24 protein-coding genes and 2 pseudogenes are annotated in these 25,832 nt (G+C 56.7%); 6 read left to right on the forward strand and 20 right to left on the reverse strand.

Annotated elements, in window-relative coordinates:
• Nucleotides 1-64: 64 nt before the first annotated feature.
• Nucleotides 65-1,231: a mechanosensitive ion channel gene (locus AC0V61_RS09215; protein WP_486156953.1), complete on the reverse strand. Its 1,167-nt coding sequence runs from the start codon at nucleotides 1,229-1,231 to the stop codon at nucleotides 65-67.
• A gap of 136 nt (nucleotides 1,232-1,367) precedes the next feature.
• A complete protein-coding gene (locus AC0V61_RS09220) occupies nucleotides 1,368-2,315 on the reverse strand; it encodes an SDR family NAD(P)-dependent oxidoreductase (protein ID WP_486156954.1) in 948 nt (315 codons plus the stop codon).
• A gap of 65 nt (nucleotides 2,316-2,380) precedes the next feature.
• Here AC0V61_RS09220 and AC0V61_RS09225 point away from each other — a divergent pair.
• Nucleotides 2,381-3,489: pseudogene (locus tag AC0V61_RS09225) on the forward strand (isoaspartyl peptidase/L-asparaginase family protein).
• Between the two features lie 91 nt (nucleotides 3,490-3,580).
• Here the strand turns inward: AC0V61_RS09225 and AC0V61_RS09230 are convergent.
• The 11 genes and pseudogenes from AC0V61_RS09230 to AC0V61_RS09280 form a co-directional block, all read right to left on the reverse strand.
• A complete protein-coding gene (locus AC0V61_RS09230) occupies nucleotides 3,581-4,468 on the reverse strand; it encodes a fatty acid desaturase (RefSeq protein ID WP_486156955.1) in 888 nt (295 codons plus the stop codon).
• Nucleotides 4,465-4,665: a hypothetical protein gene (locus tag AC0V61_RS09235; protein ID WP_486156956.1), complete on the reverse strand. Its 201-nt coding sequence runs from the start codon at nucleotides 4,663-4,665 to the stop codon at nucleotides 4,465-4,467. The genes AC0V61_RS09230 and AC0V61_RS09235 overlap by 4 nt, the downstream gene beginning before the upstream one ends.
• Nucleotide 4,666: 1 nt before the next feature.
• The gene (locus tag AC0V61_RS09240) at nucleotides 4,667-5,365 is read right to left on the reverse strand and encodes a TetR/AcrR family transcriptional regulator (protein WP_486156957.1); all 699 of its coding nucleotides are present in this window, start codon (nucleotides 5,363-5,365) and stop codon (nucleotides 4,667-4,669) included.
• Nucleotides 5,366-5,433: 68 nt separating this feature from the next.
• On the reverse strand, nucleotides 5,434-6,375 hold the full coding sequence (gene bla / locus AC0V61_RS09245; protein WP_486156958.1) for a class A beta-lactamase: 942 nt from the start codon (nucleotides 6,373-6,375) through the stop codon (nucleotides 5,434-5,436).
• Between the two features lie 12 nt (nucleotides 6,376-6,387).
• Nucleotides 6,388-7,308 (reverse strand): RDD family protein, encoded by a 921-nt coding sequence (locus AC0V61_RS09250; RefSeq protein ID WP_486156959.1) that lies wholly within the window; start codon nucleotides 7,306-7,308, stop codon nucleotides 6,388-6,390.
• Nucleotides 7,308-8,365, reverse strand: a pseudogene (locus tag AC0V61_RS09255) (stage II sporulation protein M). Before AC0V61_RS09255 ends, AC0V61_RS09250 begins: the two are co-directional and overlap by 1 nt.
• Nucleotides 8,362-9,702, reverse strand: a complete 1,341-nt coding sequence (locus AC0V61_RS09260; RefSeq protein ID WP_486156960.1) for a DUF58 domain-containing protein — start codon at nucleotides 9,700-9,702, stop codon at nucleotides 8,362-8,364. Before AC0V61_RS09260 ends, AC0V61_RS09255 begins: the two are co-directional and overlap by 4 nt.
• 9 nt (nucleotides 9,703-9,711) lie before the next feature.
• Nucleotides 9,712-10,668, reverse strand: coding sequence for an AAA family ATPase (locus AC0V61_RS09265; RefSeq protein ID WP_486159513.1), 957 nt, complete (start codon nucleotides 10,666-10,668; stop codon nucleotides 9,712-9,714).
• 26 nt (nucleotides 10,669-10,694) lie between these two features.
• Nucleotides 10,695-12,005 (reverse strand): DUF4350 domain-containing protein, encoded by a 1,311-nt coding sequence (locus AC0V61_RS09270; protein WP_486156961.1) that lies wholly within the window; start codon nucleotides 12,003-12,005, stop codon nucleotides 10,695-10,697.
• Nucleotides 12,002-12,727: a hypothetical protein gene (locus tag AC0V61_RS09275; protein ID WP_486156962.1), complete on the reverse strand. Its 726-nt coding sequence runs from the start codon at nucleotides 12,725-12,727 to the stop codon at nucleotides 12,002-12,004. The genes AC0V61_RS09270 and AC0V61_RS09275 overlap by 4 nt, the downstream gene beginning before the upstream one ends.
• 120 nt (nucleotides 12,728-12,847) lie before the next feature.
• Nucleotides 12,848-13,768, reverse strand: coding sequence for a prephenate dehydratase (locus AC0V61_RS09280; protein ID WP_486156963.1), 921 nt, complete (start codon nucleotides 13,766-13,768; stop codon nucleotides 12,848-12,850).
• Nucleotides 13,769-13,932: 164 nt separating this feature from the next.
• Between AC0V61_RS09280 and AC0V61_RS09285 the strand changes: the two genes are divergently transcribed.
• On the forward strand, nucleotides 13,933-14,628 hold the full coding sequence (locus AC0V61_RS09285) for a c-type cytochrome (RefSeq protein WP_486156964.1): 696 nt from the start codon (nucleotides 13,933-13,935) through the stop codon (nucleotides 14,626-14,628).
• Between the two features lie 29 nt (nucleotides 14,629-14,657).
• On the opposite strand, the gene AC0V61_RS09290 is transcribed toward AC0V61_RS09285, so the two are convergent.
• Nucleotides 14,658-15,323, reverse strand: coding sequence for an RlmE family RNA methyltransferase (locus AC0V61_RS09290; RefSeq protein ID WP_486156965.1), 666 nt, complete (start codon nucleotides 15,321-15,323; stop codon nucleotides 14,658-14,660).
• A 2-nt stretch (nucleotides 15,324-15,325) separates the two neighbouring features.
• Nucleotides 15,326-16,672 (reverse strand): Ppx/GppA phosphatase family protein, encoded by a 1,347-nt coding sequence (locus AC0V61_RS09295; RefSeq protein ID WP_486156966.1) that lies wholly within the window; start codon nucleotides 16,670-16,672, stop codon nucleotides 15,326-15,328.
• 167 nt (nucleotides 16,673-16,839) lie between these two features.
• Between AC0V61_RS09295 and AC0V61_RS09300 the strand changes: the two genes are divergently transcribed.
• From AC0V61_RS09300 to AC0V61_RS09310, 3 genes are all read left to right on the forward strand, one after another.
• Nucleotides 16,840-17,655 (forward strand): Dph6-related ATP pyrophosphatase, encoded by an 816-nt coding sequence (locus AC0V61_RS09300; protein ID WP_486156967.1) that lies wholly within the window; start codon nucleotides 16,840-16,842, stop codon nucleotides 17,653-17,655.
• A 130-nt stretch (nucleotides 17,656-17,785) separates the two neighbouring features.
• The gene (locus AC0V61_RS09305; RefSeq protein WP_486156968.1) at nucleotides 17,786-18,964 is read left to right on the forward strand and encodes a sensor histidine kinase; all 1,179 of its coding nucleotides are present in this window, start codon (nucleotides 17,786-17,788) and stop codon (nucleotides 18,962-18,964) included.
• A 74-nt stretch (nucleotides 18,965-19,038) separates the two neighbouring features.
• Nucleotides 19,039-19,938: an LOG family protein gene (locus AC0V61_RS09310; RefSeq protein ID WP_486156969.1), complete on the forward strand. Its 900-nt coding sequence runs from the start codon at nucleotides 19,039-19,041 to the stop codon at nucleotides 19,936-19,938.
• Between the two features lie 21 nt (nucleotides 19,939-19,959).
• Here the strand turns inward: AC0V61_RS09310 and thiD are convergent, their stop codons facing one another.
• Both thiD and glmM read right to left on the reverse strand, forming a co-directional pair.
• The gene (gene thiD / locus AC0V61_RS09315) at nucleotides 19,960-20,760 is read right to left on the reverse strand and encodes a bifunctional hydroxymethylpyrimidine kinase/phosphomethylpyrimidine kinase (protein ID WP_486156970.1); all 801 of its coding nucleotides are present in this window, start codon (nucleotides 20,758-20,760) and stop codon (nucleotides 19,960-19,962) included.
• 11 nt (nucleotides 20,761-20,771) lie between these two features.
• On the reverse strand, nucleotides 20,772-22,109 hold the full coding sequence (gene glmM / locus AC0V61_RS09320) for a phosphoglucosamine mutase (RefSeq protein WP_486156971.1): 1,338 nt from the start codon (nucleotides 22,107-22,109) through the stop codon (nucleotides 20,772-20,774).
• 156 nt (nucleotides 22,110-22,265) lie between these two features.
• Here glmM and AC0V61_RS09325 point away from each other — a divergent pair, with 156 nt between their 5' ends.
• Nucleotides 22,266-23,531 (forward strand): dicarboxylate/amino acid:cation symporter, encoded by a 1,266-nt coding sequence (locus tag AC0V61_RS09325; protein WP_486156972.1) that lies wholly within the window; start codon nucleotides 22,266-22,268, stop codon nucleotides 23,529-23,531.
• 32 nt (nucleotides 23,532-23,563) lie between these two features.
• Here the strand turns inward: AC0V61_RS09325 and AC0V61_RS09330 are convergent, their stop codons facing one another.
• From AC0V61_RS09330 to AC0V61_RS09340, 3 genes are all read right to left on the reverse strand, one after another.
• Nucleotides 23,564-24,739, reverse strand: a complete 1,176-nt coding sequence (locus AC0V61_RS09330) for an AI-2E family transporter (RefSeq protein WP_486156973.1) — start codon at nucleotides 24,737-24,739, stop codon at nucleotides 23,564-23,566.
• Nucleotides 24,740-24,829: 90 nt separating this feature from the next.
• A complete protein-coding gene (locus tag AC0V61_RS09335; RefSeq protein ID WP_486156974.1) occupies nucleotides 24,830-25,462 on the reverse strand; it encodes a sigma-70 family RNA polymerase sigma factor in 633 nt (210 codons plus the stop codon).
• Nucleotides 25,462-25,680 carry a NepR family anti-sigma factor gene (locus tag AC0V61_RS09340; RefSeq protein WP_486156975.1) on the reverse strand — a complete coding sequence of 73 codons (219 nt, stop codon included), beginning with the start codon at nucleotides 25,678-25,680 and terminating at the stop codon, nucleotides 25,462-25,464. Before AC0V61_RS09340 ends, AC0V61_RS09335 begins: the two co-directional genes overlap by 1 nt.
• Nucleotides 25,681-25,832: the final 152 nt, after the last annotated feature.

Consider the following 25,832-nt stretch of genomic DNA (forward strand, 5'->3'; position numbering starts at 1 on the left):
CTTTGCCAACGCGCCCTTCAGTTTACCGCGACCCGATGCCGCAGCTAGCGACCCGAGGTCTCGACTACTCTTTGTCGAGTTGCTCGAGCTTTTTCGCCGCCCATTCGCGTCCGCCAAGGCCAAAGGCAAGGGAACCCGCAACCGCAAGCCCGATGACCAGCGCGCTAAAGGCGGTCTGGACGATTTCTTCGCCCACACCCATGAACTGTAGGCCCATAAAGGCGAACAGCAGGATAGCGGCATAACGCACCACATTTGCGGCCATCGAAGAGCCGCCGGATGCACCGCCGACAAGCTTGGCGATGAGGTTTGCGACCATAAAGCCGACCGCGATAACCACCGCGCCAAACAGTACGTTGCCACCAAGTCCAAGCACATTGTCGAGGATCTCGGTCAGCTCGCCAAAGCCCAGCATGCGCGTGGCAGCGATGGCGAAGAACAAGATGATGCCGATTTGTGCAATGCGCGCGACGACCTCTGAGGCTTTCGTGCCATCGGGCAAAAGGCCAAGCGCCGTGATCGGACCATCAATGCCAAGCCCGCCAAGAAGCTCTGTGAGAAGCCCCACAACAAAGCGGCTGATGAGATAGCCAATGCCAAGAAGGATGCCCGCTGCGATAATGTTCGGGATCGCGGCAAGGATCATTTCCAGCATGTTGGTCGCTGGCACGGAAATGGTTGCAATGTTGAGCACGCCCAAAGCGCCGATGGCCACCGGGATAGCGATTAGCGTGTAAACAACCGTGCCCAGCGTCTTGGAGATGGTGTTGTTGCCAGTGACCTCATCAACGCCGCCTTTGTTGGCCCATTTATCAAGGTCAATCGCCTGCATCGCGGTCACCGCAATATCGCGAACGATACCGGCAATCATAAGGCCGATGAACAGGAGAAGCCCCGCGCCCACAAGGTTCGGCACATAGCCCATAACTGTGTCGAGCAGCTCAGTGATCGGGCCTGCAACCCCGCCAAGCTCAAGCACGTCGAGTATGGCAAGAAGGCCAAACAGCCACACAAGAAGCGAGACGATCTTGCCCAGCGACATACCGATGCTCTCACCTGATCCGGTGGGACGGCTAAGGAACCCGATCCGGTCAACCAGCTTTGCAAACGCCCATTTGGCCGCCTTTGCGACCGCCCAAGTGATGACAAGAATACCAAGCGCGAAAGCCGCCTTGGTTCCGATTTCGACCGCGAGTGCTGGGTCGAACTGATAGTTCGTGAGTTGCATCATATCCCCTCATTTTGTGAAACCGCGCTCAACAAACGGCGCGTTCAGACATTCTGCGATTTGTATAGAGCAAAATGTAAAATGGCGGGGTAAAGCCCTGTAAACTCGCGAAACGATTTGTAAAATCGGACGGTTGGCGTCAGTTGAATGTCTCGCCGATCATCTCTTCTGAAAGGCTCCACAAGCGGTCGGCGCTCGCCTTATCAAGCGCGTAGCTGCGCACACCGCTATTGCTGGAAACATCGTCCACCTCGGCGACGTGGCAGTCCTCGCAATAAACCCCGCCACGGCCCTCAAGCTCGCTTGCGGTGGCGGCCCAAACTTGCGTTGCGGCGCCTTGCGGGATGGTTTTGAATTTGAAATTGGGATCAGAGGCGGTGACGTTTTTGATCAGCTCTTGCTCTGCCTCTTCGGAAAGGTGGCGGGCAAGGTTGGTGTTAATCCCGCCCGGGTGCACAGCGTAGGCGTGGATGCCTTGACCTGCGAACCGATCTTCAAGCCCGCGGGTGAAGAGGATGTTTGCGGTCTTTGATTGGCCATAGCTTAGCCACGGCGCATATTCGGCACTCTCAAAGTTGGGATCGTCAAGGTTGGCAGGGCAGATGTGGTGCCCACGGCTTGAAAGGTTGACGATGCGCTTGTCTGCGCCCGCTTCGATGAGAGCCATGAGCTGTTTGGTCAGCGCAAAGTGGCCCAAGTGATTGGTGCCAAACTGCATTTCGAACCCATCAGCGGTGTGCATCTTGGGGCATGCCATGACGCCCGCGTTGTTGATGAGGATATCGACCTTGTCAAAGCGCTCATTCGCCTCCGCACCCGCTGCCGTGATGCTTTCCAATGACGCCAAATCGCAGGTGAGTGTATCGAGCCTCGCCTCCGGCACCTCGGCTCTGATCGCAGCGACTGTCTCATCCATCTGCGCAAGGTTGCGAGCTGTAATGATGACATGCGCACCCTTGGCCGCCATGGCGCGGGCGGTCTCTTGGCCAAGCCCTGAAGGGCCGCCTGTGACCAGCACTGTCTTGCCCGACAAGTCCTTGCCCTCAAGCACCTCGTCGGTTGTGGTCGTTGCTCCAAATGCGCTCATGTGTGAAGTCCTATCCCAAATCAGTGTCTGGCGTGCTGAGCTTAAAATGGTTAGCGATGCAAGTCATGAAAAACGCTCTTCTCACGATTGTTGCTGCCGCGCTTGCGCTGGCTGTCCCCGCAACCGCCTTTGCCGACGACCATGGCGAGGAAGCGAAGCCCAAATGGTCGCTTGCGATCCATGGCGGGGCGGGGACGATTTTGCCCGAGAACATCACGCCTGAGCAGCGGGTGGCCTATGAGGCGGCTTTGCAAGAGGCGCTGGATGCGGGGACTGAGGTTCTCAAAAACGGCGGCAGCGCGATGGACGCGGTCAAGGCGGCGATTATTCCGATGGAGGATAATCCGCTGTTCAACGCAGGGCGCGGGGCTGTGTTCACATGGGAAGGCGCAAATGAACTCGACGCCTCGATCATGGATGGGCGTGATCGCAGTGCTGGCGCTGTGACCGGGGTGACGACGGTGAAGAACCCGATCCTGCTCGCAGATAAAGTGCGCACTGACAGTCCGCATGTGTTCCTGATGGGCGAGGGAGCTGAGCAGTTTGCGGGAGAGCAAGGTTTTGAAGTGACCCCGCCAGAGTGGTTTGCAACCGAAAGCCGCCGTCAGTCGCTTGAACGGATGAAGGCGCGGGAGCTGTCAGCGCTGGATGTGGATTTGAAGTTTGGGACCGTGGGCGCGGTGGCCTTGGACCAAGACGGCAATTTGGCTGCTGGCACGTCGACCGGCGGCATGACCGGCAAGCGCTGGGGCCGGATTGGCGATGCACCTGTGATTGGCGCTGGGACATATGCGGATAACCGGAGCTGCGCCGTGTCAGCGACGGGCTGGGGGAGTATTTTATCCGTGTTGGTGTAGCTCAGGAGATTTGTACCGAACTTCGGCATGCTCAAGGCCACGCTTATGTGATCTACAATCAAGGCGAACCTCTGCCTGAAGCACCTAAGCAGCCGATGACCGAAGGTGTTGCCCAGGGCATCGCGGATGACGTCATGGCCGAAGTCAAAGAACTCGGCGGTGACGGCGGCATCATCCTTGTCACACCCGATGGCCACACAATCTACAGCTTTAACACCGCCGGCATGTACCGGGGCCGCGCGAACAGCGATGGGCTCAATGAAGTGGCGATCTTTGGCGGGGAAGAGGCTGGGGCATCGAACACGCCGGATCATTAATACAACACCCGTTCGTGCTGAGCTTGTCGAAGCACAGCCACCGTCTGCGAGCGTCCTTCGACAGGCTCAGGACGAACGGAGGTTGTGAGAGTTACAACTCCCCCAAATCACACCCGCGCGCCTCCAATATCGGCTTCATCTCCCAAAACGCAGCCGGGGTGCGGGTGAGGGGGATATAGGGGTGCAAATGGTGGACGATATGGAACTGCATCCACATCGAGCCCCAATTGCCCACCTTCGACTTCCAAGCGCGCGAATTGCGGTATCGGCTCGTCTCATTGCTCGGATGGTGCGGCGCCCATGAGAGGAAAAACACAATATAGCTGATCGCAATCTGATACGGCAGCCACCACAGGAACAGCGCTTCGAGTGCATAGCCATTCCACGCGAGCGTTCCCAAGATCGCGACAAATCCAAGCATATAGCCAAGAGTCAGCAACAGCAGACCGGGCCGCCCAGCGCGAATGATCGATGCTGCATAGTCGCTCTTGCGCTTGGCACCCGGTTGCCGCTCTTGAACGGTGCGCCAGAGCGCCGTCCAGGGGCCGGGCGCTTTGCAGCTGATGTCGACGTCACGCTCGGGATCATTGGTGTGGCGGTGATGGTCGAGATGCGTGATGCGCAGCACCTCAAACGGATACACCAGCATCCAGCTGGTGCCATGCCCGATGAGCTCATTGAGCCAGCGCCATTCTGTGCCCGGACGCCCGATAATATCGTGCTGCGCCTCATGTGTGGGCAGGTACACCAAGGCCATGTTCACGGTCGCAATGGGAAAGGCGATCCACAGCGGCAGGATATCCATAAACACCAGCGGCCACAGCGAAAGCCACACCGCCAGATTGCCAAAGGCCCACACAACCGCTTCCCACGGGAACATGCCCGAATGCTTGCGCGCGATTTTCAGCTCGAGGCGCTTAAGCTCGCCATTGGACAGCCGCGAAAGGTCGTCTGGCAGAATGATCGAATGCGCGTTCATATCCACCTCCCGCTGACCTGAGCAAAGAGCCCCCAAGCCCCTGCGACAATCAGGCCAAGGGTGAGCGTCGAAAGCCCGAAAGGCGCCGTCACACCCAGCGCCTGCAATCCCTGATCAATCACCGGCGCCAGAAATGCGAAGGCGAAGATTAGCGGCAGGCACCACACCAATGCCTTCAAGACACGTTCAAGGGTCATATCAAGCCGCCTCCCTATCTGCTTTGGCGTTGGCTGGAGCGGGCAGGGACAGTGCCGCAATCCGATCAAGCAGTTCTTCGCGAAACGCATCGGAAGCATCTGCTGCCATGACGGTGTAAAAACCGACCCTTTGCCGCCTTAACATTTCATCTGCATCTATCGCGTCATGCAGCCAGTCATCGAGTGCCGAGCGATAGACAGCAAACATCTGGATCCCGAGCTCGCGAGGCTCCAAACGCCCAAGCAATTGCCCTGTCGCAATCGCGGCATTGCAGGCATAATGCGCCATCGCCACAGCGCGCCTGGCGGAAATTGCGCCCGGGTCATCGCTCGTTGGGTGGTAAGCAAAGGCGATACCCAGCCTCTCCAACGCTATAAGATTGCCGCGGTTGAACCCAATATCGGCTGTGAGCTGCGCGAAGGCTTCCTCAAGGATCGCATCGGCCATAGCCAGAGGCTCCCCGCGCTCGTTCAGATGAAGGCGGCTCCATAAATCCTCCATTGAGGCCATCGCCATTGTGGTGATGATTGCCGTCTTGTCGCCAACCAGATTGTAGAGTGTGGGAGCGGTTACCCCGGCCGCTTTTGCAAGGCCGCGCGTCGTGAGCGCGTCATAGCCTTCGTGCGCAATTATGCTGCGCGCCGCTTCCAGGATGCGTGTCTTGCGGTCGGCGATTGACTGGTCGCGTTTGCTGAGCATGGCGCACAGCTAACCCGGTAAAAAACTTTTATCAATGATAAAATTTAATCAGCGATAAAATCTTATGCCTATTCCACCTTCTCCATGCCTTGCGCAAAGTCCTTTAAGACCTCGCCCACGCGCGCCAGGGGTTCTTCATGCGCACGATCAAATGAATTGTCTGTGCCGGGCGGACGGTAATAGGTCGCAAAGGTGATCGGAGTGCGCGCCTTGGGTTCGACAAAGCCAATATCGACATAAATGCCCGCAGTGCTTTTCATGAGGCCTGTGCCCGTCTTGTCGCCGCTGCGCCATTCCTCAGGCAGCCCAGCGCGCACCCGCCTGACCCCGGTAGGTGTGTCGACCATCCATTGGCGTAGGAGCGCGCGGGCTTCCTCTGGCAGCGCATCACCATAGGCAAGCTTGGCGACGGTTCGCGCCATCGCAGTTGGCGTGCTGGTGTCGCGGACCTCGGATGGGGGCACGGCGTTGAGTGCGGGTTCGTACCGGTCAAGACGGCTCACATCATCGCCCAAAGAGCGCCAAAATGCGGTCAGCGCCGAGGGTCCGCCAATTTCCTTGAGAAGGATGTTTGCCGCCGCATTGTCCGAATATTTCTGCGTTGCCTCTGACAATTCGCGCAAAGTCGCGCCCTCTTCCAGCTTGCGGGTGGTGAAGGGCGAGACGAACATCAGGTCGTCTTTGGTCCATGTCACGCGGCGATCTGCGCTGTCTTCTCCGCTTGCGTCGCGCTGAAGAATTTTGGCAGCGAGCGAGAGTTTGAACGATGAACAATGACCAAAGCGCATATCGCGGTTGATGCCCGCAGATTGTCCCGTTGCGATGTCGAAAAACTCAGCGCCCAAAGTGCCGCCCGTTTCCCCTTCGATCTGGCGCAGCATGGCCTCAAACCGGTTGCCGGGCCCAAGTTGCGGAGCTGCAATCGCAGGATTGTCCAAAGAGCAACCAGAAGCGGCGAGGCCAGCCAAAATGAAAGAGCCGCCTACGAAGTGCCGTCTATCAATGCTCATCAGTGTTTACCTTTAAGAGTTCTTATCCGCTTTGCGTTTGCCAAAGCGCATATCGCCTTCAAGTCTGGCGCGAAGCTGCGAATAGAAGGCTTCGAGGAAGGCACGTTCATCACCTTCGCCCGGATCCCAACCTATCTTGCGACAGATTGCCGCGTGAACGGGGCCAAGCGCGTCATCCTTGTCGTCGCGAAGCACTCGCTCGAGCACTTGCAACTCGTGCTCGCCATAGATGGACAATTCTGCATCGCCAAAATCATAGCGTGCGCCTGTCAAATCGCTTTCACCGCTCGCAGCAGCAGCGCCGCTGGTGGAAAGCGTATCGGCAAGCTTGGTGCGCGGCGCCTCGACCACCCACGTTCCTGCGATGATATCGCCAGCGCGCAATTTGTCTTTGTTAAAGAAAGGGAAGAGCACAAAGATGCCGAACCAGATGAGCCCGGCATATCCAAAACTGCCGATGCCGCCGCCCGGTGCTTCTTGAATAAAGCTGAGCGGCAAGAACAGCTCGATATCGCGGATCAGATTGCGCGCAACGACCGCTTCGGGTGTCAACCGCCCCCCGCCGCGCGCCGCCACGCGAATGCCGAGCATCCGTTTACCCCAGGTCGCGCCTCGGGGGCCAAGTTCCATGACCATGAAATAGCCATAGCGCATAGCGAAGTATACGATGATGAGAACGACCACCAAGAACTCAAGCGCGCTCCTTGTGTTCTCATTTTCTAGTGCCGCCAGCTCCTGCTCAAAGCCGCCCACCATAAATGCCATAAGTATCAGCAAGAGGACCGGTACGGCGACCAGTATGATGTAGTCGATCACCAATGCGCCAAAGCGGCTGGCGCGAGAGGCAAGCTTTACCGGCACGCTCAAACCCTCAGGTGTGATGAGGATGCGTTTTTTCTTGTCTTCCCTCGAGATGGCGGCGGTCTTAGGCATTATTCCTCCACCTTTCGCGGGGCGTAGAGGAAGAAATAGGCAAGCCAGAATACAAGAAGCCCGCCGCCTATGCCAAAGCGCGTTTGCGTACTTCCAATGAGTTCGCGGCCATATGATTCAAGCAGGCCTGCCATCACCATCATGATGGTGACCCCGACCATCACAACAGCTGTGCGCCTGCCAGCAATCGCAGCCGCCTCAAGCACCGATTTGTCACCCGGAAAGGCCATGGACCGACCGATATGCATGCCAGCCGCACCGGAAAGCAGGATCGCAAAAAGCTCTGTTGTCCCATGGATTGATAGCCACGCGGCGAACTCTATGTGCAGGTCTTGGCTTGCAAACACCCACATCATCGCGCCCAGCGTTGCCAGATTGTAGACCAGCAAAAGCAGCGATGGGATGCCGAACGCAAATCCAAGCGCAAAGGCCAGGATCGCAACGCCTGCGTTATTCTGAAACAGGAAGGCTCCAAAAATCGCAAGGCCATCGGGTTCGGTTTTCGCCGCTAAAGTTTCCATCAGTTCTTCGCGGCTTGCCCCTGGCACGCGTGTCTCGCCAAATCCTGCGGGCACTATGCGGTAATACCAATCCTGGTCTTGGGCCACCAGCAGCCAACCGACGATTGCGCCTGCAACCATCACGAAAAGAGCGATACACACATCGAGCCAGATTTCGCGGACGGCTCTGCTCCACCCGCCAAGGATGAACTCCTTGAACCATGCAAAGAACCCTTTGCGAGGGCCATAAACCTGGAACCACGCACGCTGAACGAGCGATTCAAGATAGCTTAGCGTTGCAGCATCAAGCGATGTTTCGCGCGCGACAGACAAGCTTGAGGCAGCGGTGCGATAGAGGGTGGGCAGAGCAAGCAGATCGTCATCGTCGATCCGGCGAAGCCCCCTTTTTCCATCCGGACAATAATATCTTCAAGCCTGCGCCAATCCTCTTCGCGCTCCAAACGGAAGCGGTCGGAACGAAGAGCAGCGCTCTCGATATCGGGCGGAGCCTCGACAGCGGTTTTGCCGAACCATGAGGAGATGACAGGCGCCTTCATCCTATCGCCTCGCTGTTTTTGATGGCGTAATACCGGTCGATCAGATCATAGCCGATACGGTCATAGGGCGCCTCAATCACATCGACACCCATCTGGCGCAGGCGTTGAAGCACGACCCGGCGTTGTTGGAGGAGCGTGTCTGCAGTGACACTGCGCGCCAGGGTCGCGACATCGCTGGGGCCGTCCTCTATGAAGGTTTCAAGTTCGCTGTCTTCGATGGTGACAAACAAGAGGAGGTGTTTCTTCACCAATCGCCCCATGCTCTCGATCATCAGTTCCGCGGCTGTGGGATCGGTAAAGTCGGAGAATAGGACAATCAAAGAGCGGCGTTGCAGTTTGGATGTGAGAGTTGCCAGAGCCAGCGTGAAATTGGGCTCTGCACTTTCATAATCAAGCGCAGCAGCGGCGCTTTGCAGCCTGTGAAAGGCGCGTGCGTCAGACACAAATGGCGTCATGACCTGTGGGCGCTGGGCAAAGCCAAAAAGAGACGTTTTGTCGCCGCTCTTCAAGGCAAGGTATGCACAGGTTAGCGCAGCTGACACGGCCCGATCGATCCGTGGAAGCCCTTCGACAGGTTCGCACATGGCTTGGCCGCAATCAAAGGCGAATACGATCTGGTTGTTGCGCTCGCTCTCATTCTCGCGGGCGTAAAGCGCGATGTGACGTGCGCTTGCTCGCCAATCGATACGCCTTCTGTCCATACCCGGCTCGTATTCTGTCAGAGCCTCAAACTGTGTGCCTTCGCCGCGAATGCGCCGTGCGATAAGGCCGGTTTGGGCATCTTTCAGGAAGGTTTGCAGCTCCTTGGAGCGTACAGGCGACAAATCGGGCCAAATGCGCACCTCGTGGTCTTCCAGAACCTTTTCCTGTTGCCTTGCGCCCAGTCCCAAGGGTCCACGCCAGCGCAGCCATGCACGCGTGACAGCCGCGGTCCCGCGCCGGCTAGGTTGCACTGTCTTGCTGCCGTTGTATTCGCCCGGATTGGCGCTGGGTAGAAGCGTAAAGTTTGCCATACCCTCAGGCCCGAGCCGTGGGTCGAATTCGAGAGCGGCCTCATGAACGGATGCAAGGCTGCGCAAGAAACGTGCATGAACATCGAGGTCGGTGTCCTGCCCCACTTCGGTATCGGCTGGCACGATGACATGCCATTCATCGCACTGGCCTGCGATAAGACCATCGAGAACCACCAAAAGCACCAGAGCAAGCGCTGCGACCGGAGCAACAATCCAAAGCTCGGGCGACGACGCGCCAATCACGACCGCGATAGGCGCAAGCCCAGCGATGATCCATGCTGCGCGCTCGGTGGGCACAAGGGGAAGGGAGCGGAGGCTAGCCACAGAAAATGCCTATCGCGGCGCCTCGGTCATTTCGATAAGCTCTGCCACCAGCGCCTCGATATCGCGGCCCTCGATTTCGGCAGCTGGGCTAAGCGTCAGGCGGTGGCGCAGCACGGGCACGGCAAGAGCCTTTACATCATCAGGGATGACATAGTCGCGGCCTTCCAGCGCAGCGCGCGCTTTCGACGCCCCTGCAAGCATGACCGCCGCGCGCGGTGAGGCGCCTACAGAAAGGTCAGCATGGGCACGCGTTGCACGCACGAGGCGCACGACATAACCCGCAATATCATCGGCCAAAGTCACTTGGCTAAGTGCCGATGTGGCGGCTGCCAAACTGTCAGAATTGGCCACTGCGCTCACCCCAAGATCAGATGGGTGCTGAGGGCCTTGGCGTGAGCCATAGTTTGCCACAATGCGCGCCTCGCCTGCTTCATCGGGGTATGGCACAAGGAGCTTAAACAAGAACCGGTCGAGCTGTGCTTCGGGAAGGGGATAAACGCCTTGGTTCTCGATCGGGTTTTGGGTTGCCACCACCATAAAACGCGGCGGCAATTGGTGAGTTTCGCCATCCAAGGTCACCCGGCGCTCCTGCATCGCTTCAAGCAGAGCGGCCTGCGTTTTGGGAGGTGTCCGGTTGATTTCGTCCGCGAGCAGAAGCTCACAAAAGATTGGCCCGCGCGTGAGAGTGAATTGGCTGGTCTGGAAGTTAAACAGGTTTGAGCCCAGAATATCGCCCGGCAGCAGGTCCGGGGTGAACTGGATCCGCCCAAAATCAAGTCCAAGCGCGGTCGAGAAGCTTTGCGCAAGAAAGGTCTTTGCCGTCCCCGGAGGCCCTTCCAAAAGCACATGGCCTTGCGCAATCAGCGCGACCAGCAATTGGTCAACCATCGCCTCCTGCCCGACAATCGCCTTTGCGATCTCGGCTCGGATATTGTCAGCAAGTGTCCGCACGTCCGCTAGAGACATGGTTGCAGTTGCGCCGGTATCGCTGGTCATCTTGTGGATTTCCCTGTTGTCTTTGAAACGAGATCGTTGAGGCTTTGTGCAGCGCGCACGACATCTGCGGCGCTGCTGGCGTTTTGAAGGCGTGCCACACGGTTTGAAAATGGTTCTTCATCGGGCAAGCGCTGGGCAAGGCCTGCGTCAATTGCTGCGGCATCTGGGTGGGATAGGCCAAGCGCAGAGGCCAATTTGCGCTGGGTCAAAGCAATATAGGGTTCGCCCAAAAGTTTTAGGCGACCCGCTCGCATAATGAGGCCTGCGCCATTGGAGACGAGCTGCGCCTTGCCAAAGCTGGCCACATTGGATTTTGCTGCAATGGGACCAAAGCGGAGGAATGCACGCCAACCCACGATCAACATTGCGACAATAAGGCACAGCGTCGCTGCAAGGAAAGGTGGCTGAAACGCGAGGGTCAAAAGGTTAGTCGTGCCTCCAAAACCCACCAAGGTCATATCGAAGATCACGTTTTTATCTTCATATCCAGACTGTTCCACGATCGCTAGCGCAAGGGCGGCGCGGGCAGGGTCGGCAAGGCCGTAATTGTTCATCAAGTCAGGTTCGATGACAAAGGTTAGGAAGTGCGCCTCGTCATAGAAATAGGTGCCCTCCTCGCCAATCACATTGGTTGCAAGCGGCCGACCGGACGGATCAATGACAAGCGCTTTGTGACCCGAGATTTCCTCTGCGTAAAGCGAGGATGCAGTGGGTAACTCACCCTTCAGACCCAATCCGGCCCACCGCCCATTTTCCTCTGTCTCGGGGGGCTCCTGGCTGACCTTGAGCGAGTAAGGTTCAGGCAATTCTTCGGTCCAGGAAGGGCGAGCAGTCGACACGAGGCGTACCCAGTCGTCTTTGACCCGGCCCTTATCCTCATCGGCAATCTCGCCGCGCGGCTTCATGGCAAACCACTTTGGCAAGATTACAAGCGTTGGCCCATAATATTGCCGATCCTCAAGGATCTTGGCGAATTCCTGCGCATTGGTCCCCTGTGTAGGCGTTAGGACCAGCAGATCCGGGGATTGATATCCGCTGCGCTCCAGTGATTTTGAGACCGTGTAGCCATTGGCTTCCAGCAAATCGGTGAGCCCGGCATAGCCATGCAGCGCGTTTGATGAGGCGTGGGCAGGCCCCGTTCCCCGGTTGCCACCAGTATCACCAACCCCAAGAAAATAGAGCATCGCAATGAACGCGCCAAAGCCGATGAGAAGGATCGCAAGGACCGAGCCGCGCGAGAAGGGGGAACTGGTCCTTGCTGCTGCAGTTGCCACTGAACCCTCACTGGAAACGCTTGCCGTGCTCATGCTGCCGCACCGCCTTTTGCGCCGATGGACCGGCTGGCAAAATCAGCATAGGCCGCACGCGCCGCTTCCCAGTCGGCCTTGTCGAGTGATCTCAAGGCAAAGAGGCTGCGCTCAACCCTATCGGAGATCGTTCGAAATGCGCTTCGGGCAGGATCAGAGAGCGCAGGCAGCGCTGCCAATTCACGCGCCGTGCTGCTGGGATCAACCCAATCGGGTTTCGCTTTGGCAATCTGGTTCACACTTCGCTTGAGCAGTAGGTGAGTTGCCTCGTCAAACCGCCCTTCTGCGGCCAACCGATCAGCGTCCTCCAATAACGAAAGGCTTTCCTCGCGCGAAGGTTGCCATTGTGGATCGCTTTGCGCTGCGCCTGATTGTTCTTTCTTCTCGCGGCGCATTCTGGCGAGCGGCCCGATACTGCGCGCAATCCAATAGAGCACGAACAAAACGAGCAGCGCCAAAAGGACCCATTTCAGAATATCCCAAGACCCTGCAATAAAGCTGCCAACAGGTCCAAAAATACCCGAGAAAAGCTCACCTAGACCTTCCAATACATCGTCGATCCAGCCCGGCTCGCGCACCTCGGGCGGCGCCATGGCAAATTCGTCGAACTGAATATCTTGGTTGTCCCTCAGCTCACGCCAGCCCTCAGGCGCTGGCACATCAGATGTGTCAAGCGCGCCGTCTTCTGCTGGAAGGGGAATGGTCGGAGCCGAGGTGGTCATTCTTAGTATTGAAGTGGCATGCCTAATGCGTGCAAGCAACTAACTAATTGGCTTCTCAACGCACTAATCATTGCAAGGATCGAGACAAAGCGGGGGTAATTGGGCAGCGATCATTACTAATCAACCGCGTTTGCGAGCCTGTTCATAGGACCCAAGGAGGCGCAATTCTTTGGAATGGAAGGCGCATTCCTCAAGGGCACGGTCCACCGCTGGGTCGCCTGGAACACCAATTATATCGGCATAAAAGCGCGTTGCCGAAAAGCTCGCGCCGACTTGGTAGCTTTCAAGCTTGGTCATATTGACCCCGTTCGTCGCAAAACCGCCCAGCACTTTGTAAAGGGCCGCTGGGATGTTTTTCACCTCGAAGATGAAGGTGGTCATCGCGGGCTTTTCCGGGTCAACCGATAAAAATGTGGGCCTGTCTGCAAGAATCACAAAACGCGTCATATTATCATGGGCGTCCTCAACATGGTCCTGCACGATATCAAGACCATAAAGCTCCGCTGAAATGGCTGGAGAAATTGCTCCAATCGTTGGATCGCCCAGCTCAGCGATGTGGGCCGCTGCGCCTGCGGTGTCGATAAAATTCAACGGCACGATATCGTGCTTTTTGAGAAACGCGCGCGATTGACCCAGCGCTTGTGGGTGGCTGTAGGCACCTTTGATCGAGTTGAGGGTCGGCTTGGCTTGTCCCTCTGCCACCGGAGGAGCCATCAAGGCATGGTGGATCGGCAGAAAGTATTCACCCACAATCGACAACCCGCTTTCGGGCAGAAGAAAGTGAATATCGGCCACCCTGCCATTGTGAGAATTCTCAATTGGAATAATGGCTTGGCCTGCCTCTCCCGACTTTACCGCATCAAGCGCATTGGCAAAGCCATAGCATGGGAGCGGGGCCATATCAGGGCACGCTTCGAGCGCGGCGCGGTGCGAATTGGCACCAGGCGAGCCTTGAAAGGCGATTGCATTGCTGGGATTGCGCTGTGCCTCTTTGCGCAATTGCTCAACTATGGGCAGGGCAAGGTCCGGAAAACTCATCATAATGCCTCCGGTGCTATCCTTCGCGCCGTCCAGTGACAAGACTTAGGGTTTTTGACTGAGGCCTTTGGCGACAGATTCTCTTTTCTCTTGTTGTAACGAATGCACCCAATGATGACGCGTTTGATCTTGCACACTGACAAACGCCAGCTTATGGGGGCGCCGGGATGACACAGGACAAAGCGAAAATGTCAGAAAATGACACGGGATCAGGCGATCTTTTCAACACTGCTGCTGGCTGGGTGCTCTTTGCCGCTGGCCTAGGATTGGGTCTTTCGATCCTGAGCGGAAAATATTTTCACGCTGACAACCCAGAGCGTCCAGAACAGCTGGGCTATGTGATTGAAGGCGTTGAGGAAGCAGGCGGCGGCGCTGCCGAAATGACGATGGCGCAAGCGCTCAACATGGAAAGCGTAGACGTTTCTGCCGGTGAAAAGGCCTTTGCGAAATGTGCAGCTTGCCACTCGATTGAGCAGGGCGGCGCGAACGGTGTTGGGCCCAATCTTTACGGCGTAATGGGCAAGCCTTTCGGTAACAACAGCGCCTTTAGCTATTCCACCGCACTCAAAAGCGCAGGCGGCACTTGGGGCTGGGACGAAATGAACGAGTGGCTCGATAACCCTCGCGGATATATCGATGGCACCAGCATGGGCTTTGCGGGTATCTCAAGCATTGAGGACCGCGCAGCAATCGCTCTTTATCTCAACTCCTTTGGCTCGAACCTTGAAGTCCCAAGCTATGTGGCTGACGTTGTTGAGGAAGCAGAAGCAGAAGCGGTTGCGGACGAGACGGCCGAAGTTGAAGCTGAACAAGATGTCGCCGAATCAACATCGGAAGAAACAGCCGAAGCTGCCGAAAGCTAAAGCGCTGTCCTGATTGTGAGGGCGCAGTCTTAACTGCGGCCCTTAAATCCTTGAGCAACGACATACCACTCCGATGAGCCCTTGCGGCTTGCCGGAGGTTTGGCGTGTTTGACGGTTTTAAAGTGCGCTTTGAGCAGCTTTAGCAAATCTGCATCGGTCCCGCCTGCTAAGACCTTTGCGATAAATGCGCCCCCTTGCTCGAGGGTTTCCACCGCAAACCAAGCACCTGCCTCGACGAGACCCATGGTCCGCAGGTGGTCTGTTTGCTTATGCCCAACGGTATTGGCCGCCATATCGGACATCACCAAATCTGGTGCCCCGCCTAATGCCTCTTCAAGGCGAGCGGGCGCTGCATCATCCATAAAATCCATCTCAAAGATGGTAACGCCCTCGATGGGCTCAGTGGGCAAAAGGTCGATCCCAACGATTTCTGCTTTAGGGGCCTTTGCACGGACCACCTGGCTCCATCCCCCTGGCGCAATCCCCAGGTCCACGACCCGCTTGGCTCCCCTTATCAAGCCGAACTTCTCGTCCAATTCGATGAGCTTGTAAGCGGCGCGGCTGCGATATCCATCGGCCTTTGCCTGCTTTACATAAGGGTCATTAAGCTGACGCTGAAGCCACCGTGTTGAGCTTTCGGTCCGCTTTTTGGCGGTCTTGACCCGGCGGTCTGGATTTCGGCCTGAGCGTGTCATTGCTATCCTGCTGCCCGTTTGTTTTGAGTTCCCTCGCGGGCGTCATGTAGGGATTGCAAACTGCGTTCGCTCTCACGATCAGCGGCCATCATGCTGCGCAAAATACCTTCGCGGATGCCTCGGTCGGCAACCCCCAACCGTTCCGCCGGCCACAGGTCGAGGATCGAGTCAAGAATGGCGCAACCTGCCACAACAAGGTCAGCCCGATCTTCTCCGATGCAAGGCAATTGGCTGCGCTCTTTGGGAGACATTCCCGACAAGCGCGCGCTTATATCACGCATGGCAGCCGAGGGCACGATCAGCCCGTCCACCGCTTTGCGATCATAATGCGGCAATTCGAGGTGTAGGCTTGCCAAGGTCGTCACCGTTCCACTGGTCCCCAGCAATCGGATGTCGTCGCAAGCCGCCGCGTCCGCAATTCGTGCAGCGAAAGGCCCGAAGCTTTCCGACACCAAGCGTTTCATTTCAGCGTAGCGGGCAAGCCGCGCTTCTTCAGGCCCCAGGTCAGCAGCATTGAACGAGCTGACCGTGTCGGTGAGTGAGACAACGCCCCAGGGGACACTTTGCCAGTCAATAATGTGCGGGATCTTCTCGCCAGGCTCAAGCAGCACAAGCTCTGTTGAGCCGCCACCAATGTCAAAAATCACCGCCGGACCTTGGCCCGCTTCAAGAAGGATATGGCACCCCAACACCGCAAGCCGCGCTTCTTCCTCAGCGCTGATGATATCAAGCGCAATGCCGGTCTCGCGCCGGACGCGTTCAATAAAATCCTCACCATTGGACGCCCTGCGGCATGCCTCGGTCGCAACAGAACGGGCAAGGCGCACATTACGGCGGCGCAGTTTCTCTGCACAAACCGCAAGCGCGCTCATGGTGCGTTCCATTGCATTATCGGAAAGGCGACCTGTCGTTGTCAGGTCCTCTCCAAGCTTTACTACGCGGCTAAAGGCGTCAATCACGGTGAAGTCGCGGCCCGAGGGCCGGGCAATCAACAATCGACAGTTGTTCGTCCCCAAATCAAGCGCAGCATAAGCCTCATTTGATCTCCTTGGCGAGTTTCCAGACCTGTTTGTGGGTGCAAACCGCGAAGGTTTTTTGTTTCTTTGAGCGCCAGAGCGAGCCTGCCGCGAAGCTTTGCCTTTTGGTGCGGGGTTGCGATCTTGTGACCGTGCGTCACCCGGCACCTTTGCGTCTTGCGCGCATGCACCCCGTTTCGGGCTTGCTCGCCTAGGCTTCGTTTTGCTCTGCTGACCGGAGCGTTTGTACCGAAAATCGGCTACTTTGCCGGACTTACCGCTCCGTCTCTTGCCAGCTTTCTTTTTCTCGTCCGGCGGAAGCGTATCCGCCATATTACATTCTTTCAATTCACCGAGTGCGTCGATTGCATCGGAACTTACCTGAATAGATAAACCATGAAGAAGTTAAGAGCAAGCAAGCTTGGCTTGACCGCTGTCATTGGCAGACCTACCCCGCCACCGCCCCAAGCGGCGTTTTGGTCATAGGGAGAGTTTTGAGAGTGACACAGGCGGATTATTGGTCACTCCACGAGGCGGCATGTGAGCGCGGCGAGACCACATATCTTGATCCAAAGACCGGCTTTGTCGTCTTCACAAAGTTGGGCCTGCTTGAACGTGCGAAATGCTGCGGGGCAGGGTGCCGGCATTGCCCCTTTGGTCACGAAAGCGTGCCCACCAAACGCAAGGCCGCCCGGATTCAGCAGCCTGCTTGGATGACCGATGCCCGCCCAGATGCGTCTTGCGATCTGGCTTTCCTTTTCTGGAGTGGAGGCAAGGATAGCTTCCTGGCGTTAAGAGCCATGCAACGCGAAGGCCGCCTCGCGCCCGTCCTGCTGACAACATTTGATGCACAGACGCGTGTGATTGCTCATCAGGAATTTCAAATCGAAGAGGTGGTTGCGCAAGCAGAGACGCTTGATGTCCCACTTATCGCAGTGCCGCTGCATTCTGGTGCGGATTATGTGGAGCAGCTTGGCCCGGCGTTCAAACTTGTGCCGACATGCAGTCATTTGGCCTTTGGTGATCTCCATCTTGAACACATTCGCGAATGGCGTGAGCAGGCTTTTGCTGAAAACGAGCAGACGTCGCCAATGATGCTCGAATTCCCGCTTTGGCAGGTAAGCTATGATGAGTTGCTTGAAGACCTTGTCGCATCAGGTGCCGTTTGCACCATCAGCGCGATTGCCGCTGAATTGCCAACCATTGCCCTGGGCGACCGGTTTGATGCTGAACTCATTGCAAAGCTTCCGGCTGGCATTGATGCATTTGGCGAGAACGGCGAGTTTCACACAAGGATTGTGCCTGCAAAATCGTAAGGTCGATGCGCACTGAAAGATTTGTTTGAGAACGCAAGATTTGTTTGGAAACAATTGATACGCGCTTCGTTGAAGTGACACGGCATGCAGGCGGAGCTCTCCTGCACAGTGCAATTGGCAAAAGGTATTGATGATCGAGGACACCCATCTCGATGAAGACGCGCGCAAGGCGATCGCTGGTGGCGAGCCGGTTGCGCGCGCGGTTCAATGTGCAGATGGGGCGCACTTTACCCGGGTTGTGGAGCCTTATCACTCTGACATAGGGGGCGTGAAGGTGACCTACACGCCTGCTGATGCCTCTTCATCGTTCACTCAATTGGCGATCAAGAACACGGTGCAGTCGCTGACCGCTGGCATGATGCAAGTCGGGGTTTGGACGCTTGAGACCAATGGTTTGCAGCTTGATTGGGATGAGGCTTTTGCGCAGATCACAGGCCTTAGCGGAACTGGTCAATCGCTGGATGACAGCGGCTTTGAAGAGCGCATCTTAGCAGAAGACCGAGAGAATTTTGCCCAAAGTCTGCAAGCGACAATCCAAGAAAGCAAAGCGCAAGATATTGAGCTGCGATTTTGCCCACCGGGAAAATCTCAGCGCTGGGTCAGGCTTCGAAGCGAGCGTTTGCCCAATCCCGGGGGTGATTTGATCGTCGGCATTCTGGCCGATGTGACGGAGAATAAAGACGGTAAAGAGCGCAGCGACTTTATGATGCGCGAGCTTGACCACAGGGTGAAGAACCTCCTTGCGATCATTCTCTCGATTGCTGAAATTACGGCTCGGTCTAACACTGATATTCAGACCTACAAGGGAGACTTTCGCTCTCGGTTGGAATCGATGGCGAGGACACACAATCTGCTCTCGCAAACCCTTTGGGGAGGGGCAGACCTGCGAACGCTTGTCGAGGAAGAGGTTTTCAGCCTTGTTCCCAAAAGTGCAGTGACGATCAACGGGGGCGCGCTTGAGATATCTCCTACAGCGACGCAATCGCTTGCAATGTTCTTTCACGAGCTCACCGCAAACGCCCTCAAGCACGGTGCCCTTGTGGATGAAGCGGGCCGTATAGAAATTTCTTGGGAGATCGACCGATCCGCAGATGCGCGATTGCGCCTTACATGGACCGAAAGTGGCGGAGGCGAAGTCGCAGAGCCCGCGCGCGAAGGTTTTGGCGGGCGCGTTATCAACCGTATCGTAAAGCGACAATTGGACGCACAGGTTACGACCGATTGGCACGCGGCTGGAATGAAGCTCTTAGTCAGCATTCCGCTACAGAACATTGCGGCCTCCTCCAGTGTCGATGGAAATGCCCGATAGGTTAGCTGCGTAAAGTGTGTTTTGGCCCAAATGCCGACTTGCGGGCGGGTTGGTGGGCGATTAGGTCGAACCTCATGAACAAGCCATCAAACAACAAGTCCCAAGGCGATGACCACAATCTGGTAAGCCGCAAATTCTATCCTGCACAAGAAGAAAGCCGGTTTGCCGACCAAGCACCGGTCAGCACCCCTCAGACGGAGCATCCGGCATATAAGCTCGCCTTTAGCGATACAGACTTCCTTTTGCGCGACGAGCTTCGGCCTGTCCGGTTCCAATTGGAGCTGTTGAAGCCTGAGATGCTGCTTGATGAGGCCCGCGTGGGCTCAACCATGGTGATGTATGGTTCGGCGCGCATTCCCTCGCCCGAGGAGGCGCAGGCGAAGATCGATGCGGCCAAAGACGGCGATGAATGGGACCAAAAAGTCGCGGCCAATCTGGCCAAGAAGGCCAAATATTATGACGAGGCGCGCAAGCTTGCCCGCCTGGTTTCTGAAAAAGCGATCATTGAAGAGGGTAAGCGCCAGTTTGTGGTGTGTTCAGGCGGTGGGCCCTCGATCATGGAAGCGGCCAATCGCGGCGCTAGTGACGCTGGCGGAGAGAGCATCGGCCTCAACATTGTGCTGCCTCATGAGCAAGCGCCAAACAGCTATGTCACACCTTATCTCTCATTGAACTTTCATTATTTCGCCCTGCGCAAGATGCACTTCCTTCTCCGCGCGCGGGCTGTTGCGGTCTTCCCTGGCGGATTTGGAACGTTCGATGAATTCTTCGAGCTCTTGACCCTTATCCAAACGGGCAAGATGAAACCGCTTCCCATCCTGCTTTTTGGCAAGGACTTTTGGACGCGCGTCGTCGATTTTGATGCGATTGCTGAAGAAGGCACGATTTCGAAGAAGGACTTGGACCTCTTCAAATGGTGTGAGACGGCTGATGAAGCTTGGGGCTATATCTCCGAGTTTTACGGGCTTAGCTAAACTTCGAGCTTACTCTTTGGGCTAAACCTTGCGCACCGCTTGGTGACCAAGGGGGCCGTTACCCTCGCCATAGCCAGGAGCGTTTTTGATCGCTTCAAGAACGAACCTGCGTCCAATGCGGGCGGCATCCTTGATCAACAGCCCATGGCCTAGCAGCGTCGCGATAGCCGAAGACAATGTGCAGCCAGTGCCATGGGTGTGCTTTGTATCGATGCGCTCGTGCTCAAACTCCTCGATAAGTTTGCCGTTGTAATTGACCAGAATATCGGTGACCCTATCGCCCTTAGCGTGCCCACCTTTGGCCAAGACATCAGCAAATGCGCGCTGACCCAATTCGCACGCCGCCTCAAGCATTTCCTGCGGGCCGTTGACGTCCCTGCCCAGAAGAAGCTCAAGCTCAGGCAGGTTGGGCGTGATGACGGTTGAACACTGAAAGATCTTGTCTTTGATGGCTTGAACCGCTTCTGGAGAAATCAAGGGATCGCCGCTGGTTGCGACCATGACAGGGTCAAGAACAATATCGGGGTCTGTATCCATTAGGGCATCGAGGACCGCCTCGATGGTCTCCTCATTGTGGAGCATGCCGATTTTGATCGCGTCCACTCCAATATCCTCGATGCAGGATCGGATCTGTTTATGAACAAGCTCAGCGGGTAGTGGGTGGACGGCCTGCACCCCGGTTGTGTTCTGCGCGGTGACAGCGGTGATAGCGGACATGGCATAGCCCGAGAGCATAGTAATCGTTTTGATATCGGCCTGTATGCCTGCGCCCCCGGAGCTATCAGACCCGGCAATGACAAGAATGCGAGGAGGCTTTGCCATGGGCCCTTGCCTTAGGCCGCGGTGCGCACAGCATCGCACACGCGGTCGACAACTGCTTCTACCTGAGAGGCATCATCGCCCTCTGCCATCACGCGAATGACCGGTTCAGTCCCAGATGGTCGGATAACCAGCCGCCCTTGGCCTTCAAGCTCGGCTTCTGCCTCGGCTATCACCTGTTTTACGGTCTCATTTTCCAGCGGCTTTCCACCCTCATAGCGCACGTTCTTGAGCAGCTGCGGGACGGGATCGAACTGATGAAGGATTTCGCTCGCTGGCTTGCCTGAGCGAACGAGCGAACTCAGCACACGCATCGCTGCGACCGTGCCATCGCCGGTGGTGGTATGGTCGAGCATGATCATATGGCCCGATTGCTCACCGCCTACGTTGAAACCGCCCTCTTTCATGCGTTCAAGAACATAGCGGTCACCCACTTTGGTCCGCTCCAGCGTCAGGCCTTGTGATTGCAAATGCCGCTCGAGCCCTAGATTGGACATCACAGTTGCGACCACACCGCTGCCTTTGAGAGAACCCTTCTCGTGCATGCGCGTCGCGATCAGGGCCATAATCTGGTCACCATCAACCTTGCGCCCTTTTTCATCGACCACGATCAGCCGGTCAGCATCACCATCAAGCGCAATCCCGATATGTGCGCCTTCTTCGACAACCTTGGCCTGCAACGCCTCGATTGCGGTAGAGCCAACGCCGTCATTGATATTGGTGCCATTGGGATTGACGCCAAGCGTGACCACTTCTGCGCCAAGTTCCCAGATCGCCGAAGGAGCAACTTGGTAAGCGGCCCCATTTGCGCAATCGACGACCACTTTGAGGCTGTCAAAACGCACATCGCTGCCAACGGAGTTTTTGACCGCGTGAATATAGCGCCCTCGCGCATCCTCAATACGGCGAGCACGGCCAATGTTTTCCGCTTCTGCAAGCTTTGGCTCGACCTCGAACAGCGCCTCGATCTCCGCCTCTGCCTCATCTGAAAGCTTGAAACCGTCGGGGCCGAACAGCTTGATACCATTGTCAGGGAAGAGGTTGTGGCTGGCCGAAATCATGACGCCAAGGTCAGCTCGCATTTCCCGCGTAAGCAATGCGATGGCAGGGGTGGGAAGGGGCCCTGTCATGATTACATCCATGCCGACACTGGTGAAGCCTGCGACCAATGCGCTTTCCATCATATAGCCGGAAAGGCGGGTGTCCTTGCCGATCACCACGCGGTGGCGGTGTGTGCCGCGCACAAAATAGTTTCCGGCCGCTTGGCCTACGCGCATTGCGGTTGCAGCGGTCATGACGCCTGCATTGGTGCGGCCCCGGATGCCGTCTGTGCCAAAGAACTTGCGTGACATTTGGTTTGCTCTTGTCCTTAGTCTGTTTGCGTACGCGTATAGCGGCACATAGTTGCAGCAGCGTTATTAGCCACAAGCGGATTTGTCACTTTCTTCTCGCATGGTTATCGCATCGAGGTAGCCCTCCCACGTGCTGCAATCGAAGGGACAAATTTCTTGAGCGTTACATCGGAAGCCTCACCGCAAGATACAGGGTTTGAGCTGGTCACAATTCGCTTGCCAGTCATCGCCACATTTTCAGCGCTCATCATTGGGTTGGGCTGCGGCGTGCTTGTTTCAGGCGCCGCAGTGCCGGAATTGGCGCTGGAGGTGCTTGGTCTTACCGGCTCGTTATGGCTTCGAAGCCTACAGATGACCATCATTCCGCTCGTCGCAGCGCTATTGGTGCTCGGCCTTGCGCAAATGGTTGCAGCTGCCCGGGCGGGCGCAGCTGCTCGCAAATTCTTGGGGCTGGTTTTCGGGGTTTTGATCCTTGGCGGTGTTTTCACCGCGTTTGCTCTGCCGATGCTCTTAAGCGTCTTTCCCATACCTGAAAGTGCGAGCGGCTTTTTGGCAGAGGTGCCCGAAGGTGAGCTTGCGGTTCCCAATATCCTCGAATTTCTGAAGTCTCTTATCGCACCCAACATCATCGCGGCCGCCAGCGAAACAGCAATGCTGCCACTCACGATATTCTTTGCGCTATTTGCGATTGCTATTTCCCAGCTCCCCAGGGCGCAAAAAGCTTCGCTCATGGGTTTTTTCCACGCTCTGGCAAACGCGATGCTGATCATTATCGGCTGGGTCTTGTGGGTTGCACCGGTGGGAGTGTTCGCTTTGGCGTTCGGAGTTGGAATGCGCAGCGGGGGAGGGGCCTTTGCAGCGCTTGCCCATTATATTCTCATCGTGTCGGCCATGGGCGGTTTTATTCTGGTGCTGGCGTATGTGATTGCGTGGGGCTTGGGCAGGGTCAGCCCTTTACGCTTTGCTCGCAGTGTGCTTCCTGCACAGGCGGTGGCGGTTTCCACACAAAGCTCGCTCGCCAGCCTTCCTGCCATGCTTGATAGCTCCACCCGTTTGGGGCTTCGATCAACGACCAGCGAGTTCGTTCTGCCTCTCGCGGTAGCGATTTTCAGAGCCACAAGCCCGGCCATGAACATGGCTGTAGCAATGTATGTCGCAGCGCTCGCCGGGGTGGAGATCACATTACCCTTGTTGATTGCTGGTGTGCTCGTGTCGCTTATCATCAGCGTTGGCTCGGTAAGTCTTCCCGGTTCTATCAGCTTCGTGGTCTCTATCGGTCCCATCGCGATTGCCATGGGTGTGCCGATTGAACCACTGGCACTGCTTGTCGCTGTCGAGATGCTGCCCGATATTATGCGAACCCTGGCGAACGTGACGATGAATGTTGCGGTGACGAGTGCGGTTGACCGCGACCAGGGTTAGAGCGGTCCTCATGATTACACTGGCCCCTAATACTAAAGTGGTCCGGCCTGATCTTCGACATGCCCATGCTCTAATGCGTCGCCATTGAACAGCGGCTCACCAAAGATGAAGCCGACGAGATTGGGTCTGCCTATATGGTCGAACAGCGCCGTGAGGGTGAGGAGAATTGGCACTGACAACAGCGCCCCTGGCACGCCCCAGATCCATGTAAAGTAAGACAGCGTGATCAAAATCATCACCGGGCTCATCGTAAAGCGCGCGCCTAATATCGATGGGGTGATTACATTGCCTTCAATCGTGTTCAATCCAAGATAGGCAAGCGCCGGGATCATGCCCAGGAACACCGTCTCACCTGTCCCGATGCCGAACAGGGCAAGCAGGGCGAACATCGCCATAGGCCCGATATAGGGGATAAAATTGAGGATCATGGCAAGTCCGCCCCACATAATGGGAGCCTCCACACCAAGCGCCCAGGCCCCAAGCGCGACCACTACGCCAAGCCCTGCATTGATGCAGCCAACGGTCATTATATAGGCTGCGACCCTGTCCTGAACCTCGCGGATTGCGCGTGCCGCTTTCACGCTTGAACCAAAGCTTGCCCGGTCGAACAAGAGATGCCGCCGCATCCGCACGCGGGCCTCGATCATAAAGAACGCCATCAGCACCATGATCAGCACAGACACCACCACCGATGGGGTCGCAAAGGCGATCTCTTCAAGCAGGCTTGGCGTTGCAAGCACGACTTGCGACGTGCCGGTGTCCCCCATGATCTTGGCAAGTTCGGCATTGGCAATTGCAAGCCATTCAAACTCGCCGCGAAGGTCCTCAAAACGTTGGCCTACAAGGCCTGAGATCTCAGGGATTTGCTCAAACAAATCGAGCGCAGGTTGAAGAATTAGGCCAAGCGCCAGGAAAAGCACGCCCACAAACACAAGCAGCGAGGATAGCGAGGCGAGCACATTGGGTAGGCCCAGTTTCGAAAGCCTATCCGCAAGAGGCGATAGCAAAATGGTCAGCAGCACAGCAGTGACTATTGGCAGAAAGACAACTGATCCGATTGAGAGCACAAAGGGCAATGCCAGGAAAACGCCAAACCCAATAAGCACCACCAGAGAAGACAAGAGCCTTGTCTCTTGGTGCGATGGCGCCGTCTCAGGCCATCCGGCGCCGTGCCCGTCATACGGCCTATCTGGTGCTTGTTGGTTCATTGTCTCAGCGCATTGCCCCCGCTGGAATCAGGTCTATTCAACACTGCCCTTCGCGCCAAGTCTGACCGACTGGCGACTGACAATTTGCAATCAGTCTGTGTCATCTCCGCTACCTATATCGCCTCCGCTAGCGACCACATCGTCTAGCTCGTCGAGAATGGCGCTGTGAGCGGTTGCATCTTTGGTTGAACGGCCAGGGACATTGTCCTTGGATAGCATTTCGTTGAGGGTCGCCCTGGCACGGCCAACCCTGCTTTTGATGGTCCCCAGCGCGCAGCCGCAGATTTGCGCCGCCTCTTCATACGAAAAGCCACCTGCACCCACGAGCAAAAGCGCCTCGCGCCGCTCTGGTGGAAGGGTGAGCAATGCACGGTGCATATCGGATAGGTGGATCGGCTCTTCTTGCGCGGCAGGTTGGGTTAGAACGCGCTCCGCAACGCCCTCATCATAGGTGCCCCTAAAGCGATTGCGGCGCATGTCGGTCAAATAGGCATTGCGCAAAATCACAAAGGTCCAGGCCCGCATCGATGTGCCCGGCTCAAATCGGTCCTGTGCAGCCCAAGCTTTCAGCAGAGCTTCTTGGACAAGGTCATCGGCCATATCAGCTCGGCCACACAGCCCGCGTGCAAAGGCACGAAGATGAGGAATGACCTCAGTCAGTTCTCGTTTGAAATCTGCGCGTTCACTCGCAGAGGGTTTGGGTTTTTCTTTTTGTTCGCCCACTAACTCTGCTTTCCGGTTCCGGCATCATCGCCGGGCCCGGTGCTTTTATCGAAAGCGTCGAGCAGGTCCTTGAATGCATCCGGTAATGGCTCATCCACCACCGAATCATAGAGCTGTTTAAGCCCCTCCGCCCAAGCCGGAGCGTCAACCGACGTGTCCCCGCGCGCATCAGCGAGCTGGGCAGCCTTATCCTGTTCCGGTTTCTTCGCGGAGCTCATCTACGAACCTGCTAAATCCCACCGCCTGCAAAAAATGTTGCAGACGCGATATATCGTTTGCGCTTTTGACTGTGCGCAAAAGATACCATTGAAACTTGCAAGTTACGCAAATGTTCCCTCGTTTATCCTGAGTGAGGCCGCTTAGCTTGGTG

The organism is Erythrobacter sp. JB1-4 (assembly GCF_057365025.1).

Bases quoted from the DNA above. Each gene is read 5' to 3' on its own strand.
- AC0V61_RS09250 (WP_486156959.1), bottom strand. From the start codon at position 7,308: ATGCCTAAGACCGCCGCCATCTCGAGGGAAGACAAGAAAAAACGCATC.
- bla (WP_486156958.1), bottom strand. From the start codon at position 6,375: ATGAGCATTGATAGACGGCACTTCGTAGGCGGCTCTTTCATTTTGGCT.
- AC0V61_RS09235 (WP_486156956.1), bottom strand. From the start codon at position 4,665: ATGACCCTTGAACGTGTCTTGAAGGCATTGGTGTGGTGCCTGCCGCTA.
- AC0V61_RS09285 (WP_486156964.1), top strand. From the start codon at position 13,933: ATGACACAGGACAAAGCGAAAATGTCAGAAAATGACACGGGATCAGGC.
- AC0V61_RS09310 (WP_486156969.1), top strand. From the start codon at position 19,039: ATGAACAAGCCATCAAACAACAAGTCCCAAGGCGATGACCACAATCTG.
- AC0V61_RS09290 (WP_486156965.1), bottom strand. From the start codon at position 15,323: ATGACACGCTCAGGCCGAAATCCAGACCGCCGGGTCAAGACCGCCAAA.
- AC0V61_RS09265 (WP_486159513.1), bottom strand. From the start codon at position 10,668: ATGTCTCTAGCGGACGTGCGGACACTTGCTGACAATATCCGAGCCGAG.
- AC0V61_RS09340 (WP_486156975.1), bottom strand. From the start codon at position 25,680: ATGAGCTCCGCGAAGAAACCGGAACAGGATAAGGCTGCCCAGCTCGCT.
- AC0V61_RS09295 (WP_486156966.1), bottom strand. From the start codon at position 16,672: ATGGCGGATACGCTTCCGCCGGACGAGAAAAAGAAAGCTGGCAAGAGA.
- AC0V61_RS09270 (WP_486156961.1), bottom strand. From the start codon at position 12,005: ATGAGCACGGCAAGCGTTTCCAGTGAGGGTTCAGTGGCAACTGCAGCA.
- glmM (WP_486156971.1), bottom strand. From the start codon at position 22,109: ATGTCACGCAAGTTCTTTGGCACAGACGGCATCCGGGGCCGCACCAAT.
- AC0V61_RS09215 (WP_486156953.1), bottom strand. From the start codon at position 1,231: ATGATGCAACTCACGAACTATCAGTTCGACCCAGCACTCGCGGTCGAA.
- AC0V61_RS09305 (WP_486156968.1), top strand. From the start codon at position 17,786: ATGATCGAGGACACCCATCTCGATGAAGACGCGCGCAAGGCGATCGCT.
- AC0V61_RS09330 (WP_486156973.1), bottom strand. From the start codon at position 24,739: ATGAACCAACAAGCACCAGATAGGCCGTATGACGGGCACGGCGCCGGA.
- AC0V61_RS09220 (WP_486156954.1), bottom strand. From the start codon at position 2,315: ATGAGCGCATTTGGAGCAACGACCACAACCGACGAGGTGCTTGAGGGC.
- AC0V61_RS09275 (WP_486156962.1), bottom strand. From the start codon at position 12,727: ATGACCACCTCGGCTCCGACCATTCCCCTTCCAGCAGAAGACGGCGCG.
- AC0V61_RS09230 (WP_486156955.1), bottom strand. From the start codon at position 4,468: ATGAACGCGCATTCGATCATTCTGCCAGACGACCTTTCGCGGCTGTCC.
- thiD (WP_486156970.1), bottom strand. From the start codon at position 20,760: ATGGCAAAGCCTCCTCGCATTCTTGTCATTGCCGGGTCTGATAGCTCC.
- AC0V61_RS09280 (WP_486156963.1), bottom strand. From the start codon at position 13,768: ATGATGAGTTTTCCGGACCTTGCCCTGCCCATAGTTGAGCAATTGCGC.
- AC0V61_RS09240 (WP_486156957.1), bottom strand. From the start codon at position 5,365: ATGCTCAGCAAACGCGACCAGTCAATCGCCGACCGCAAGACACGCATC.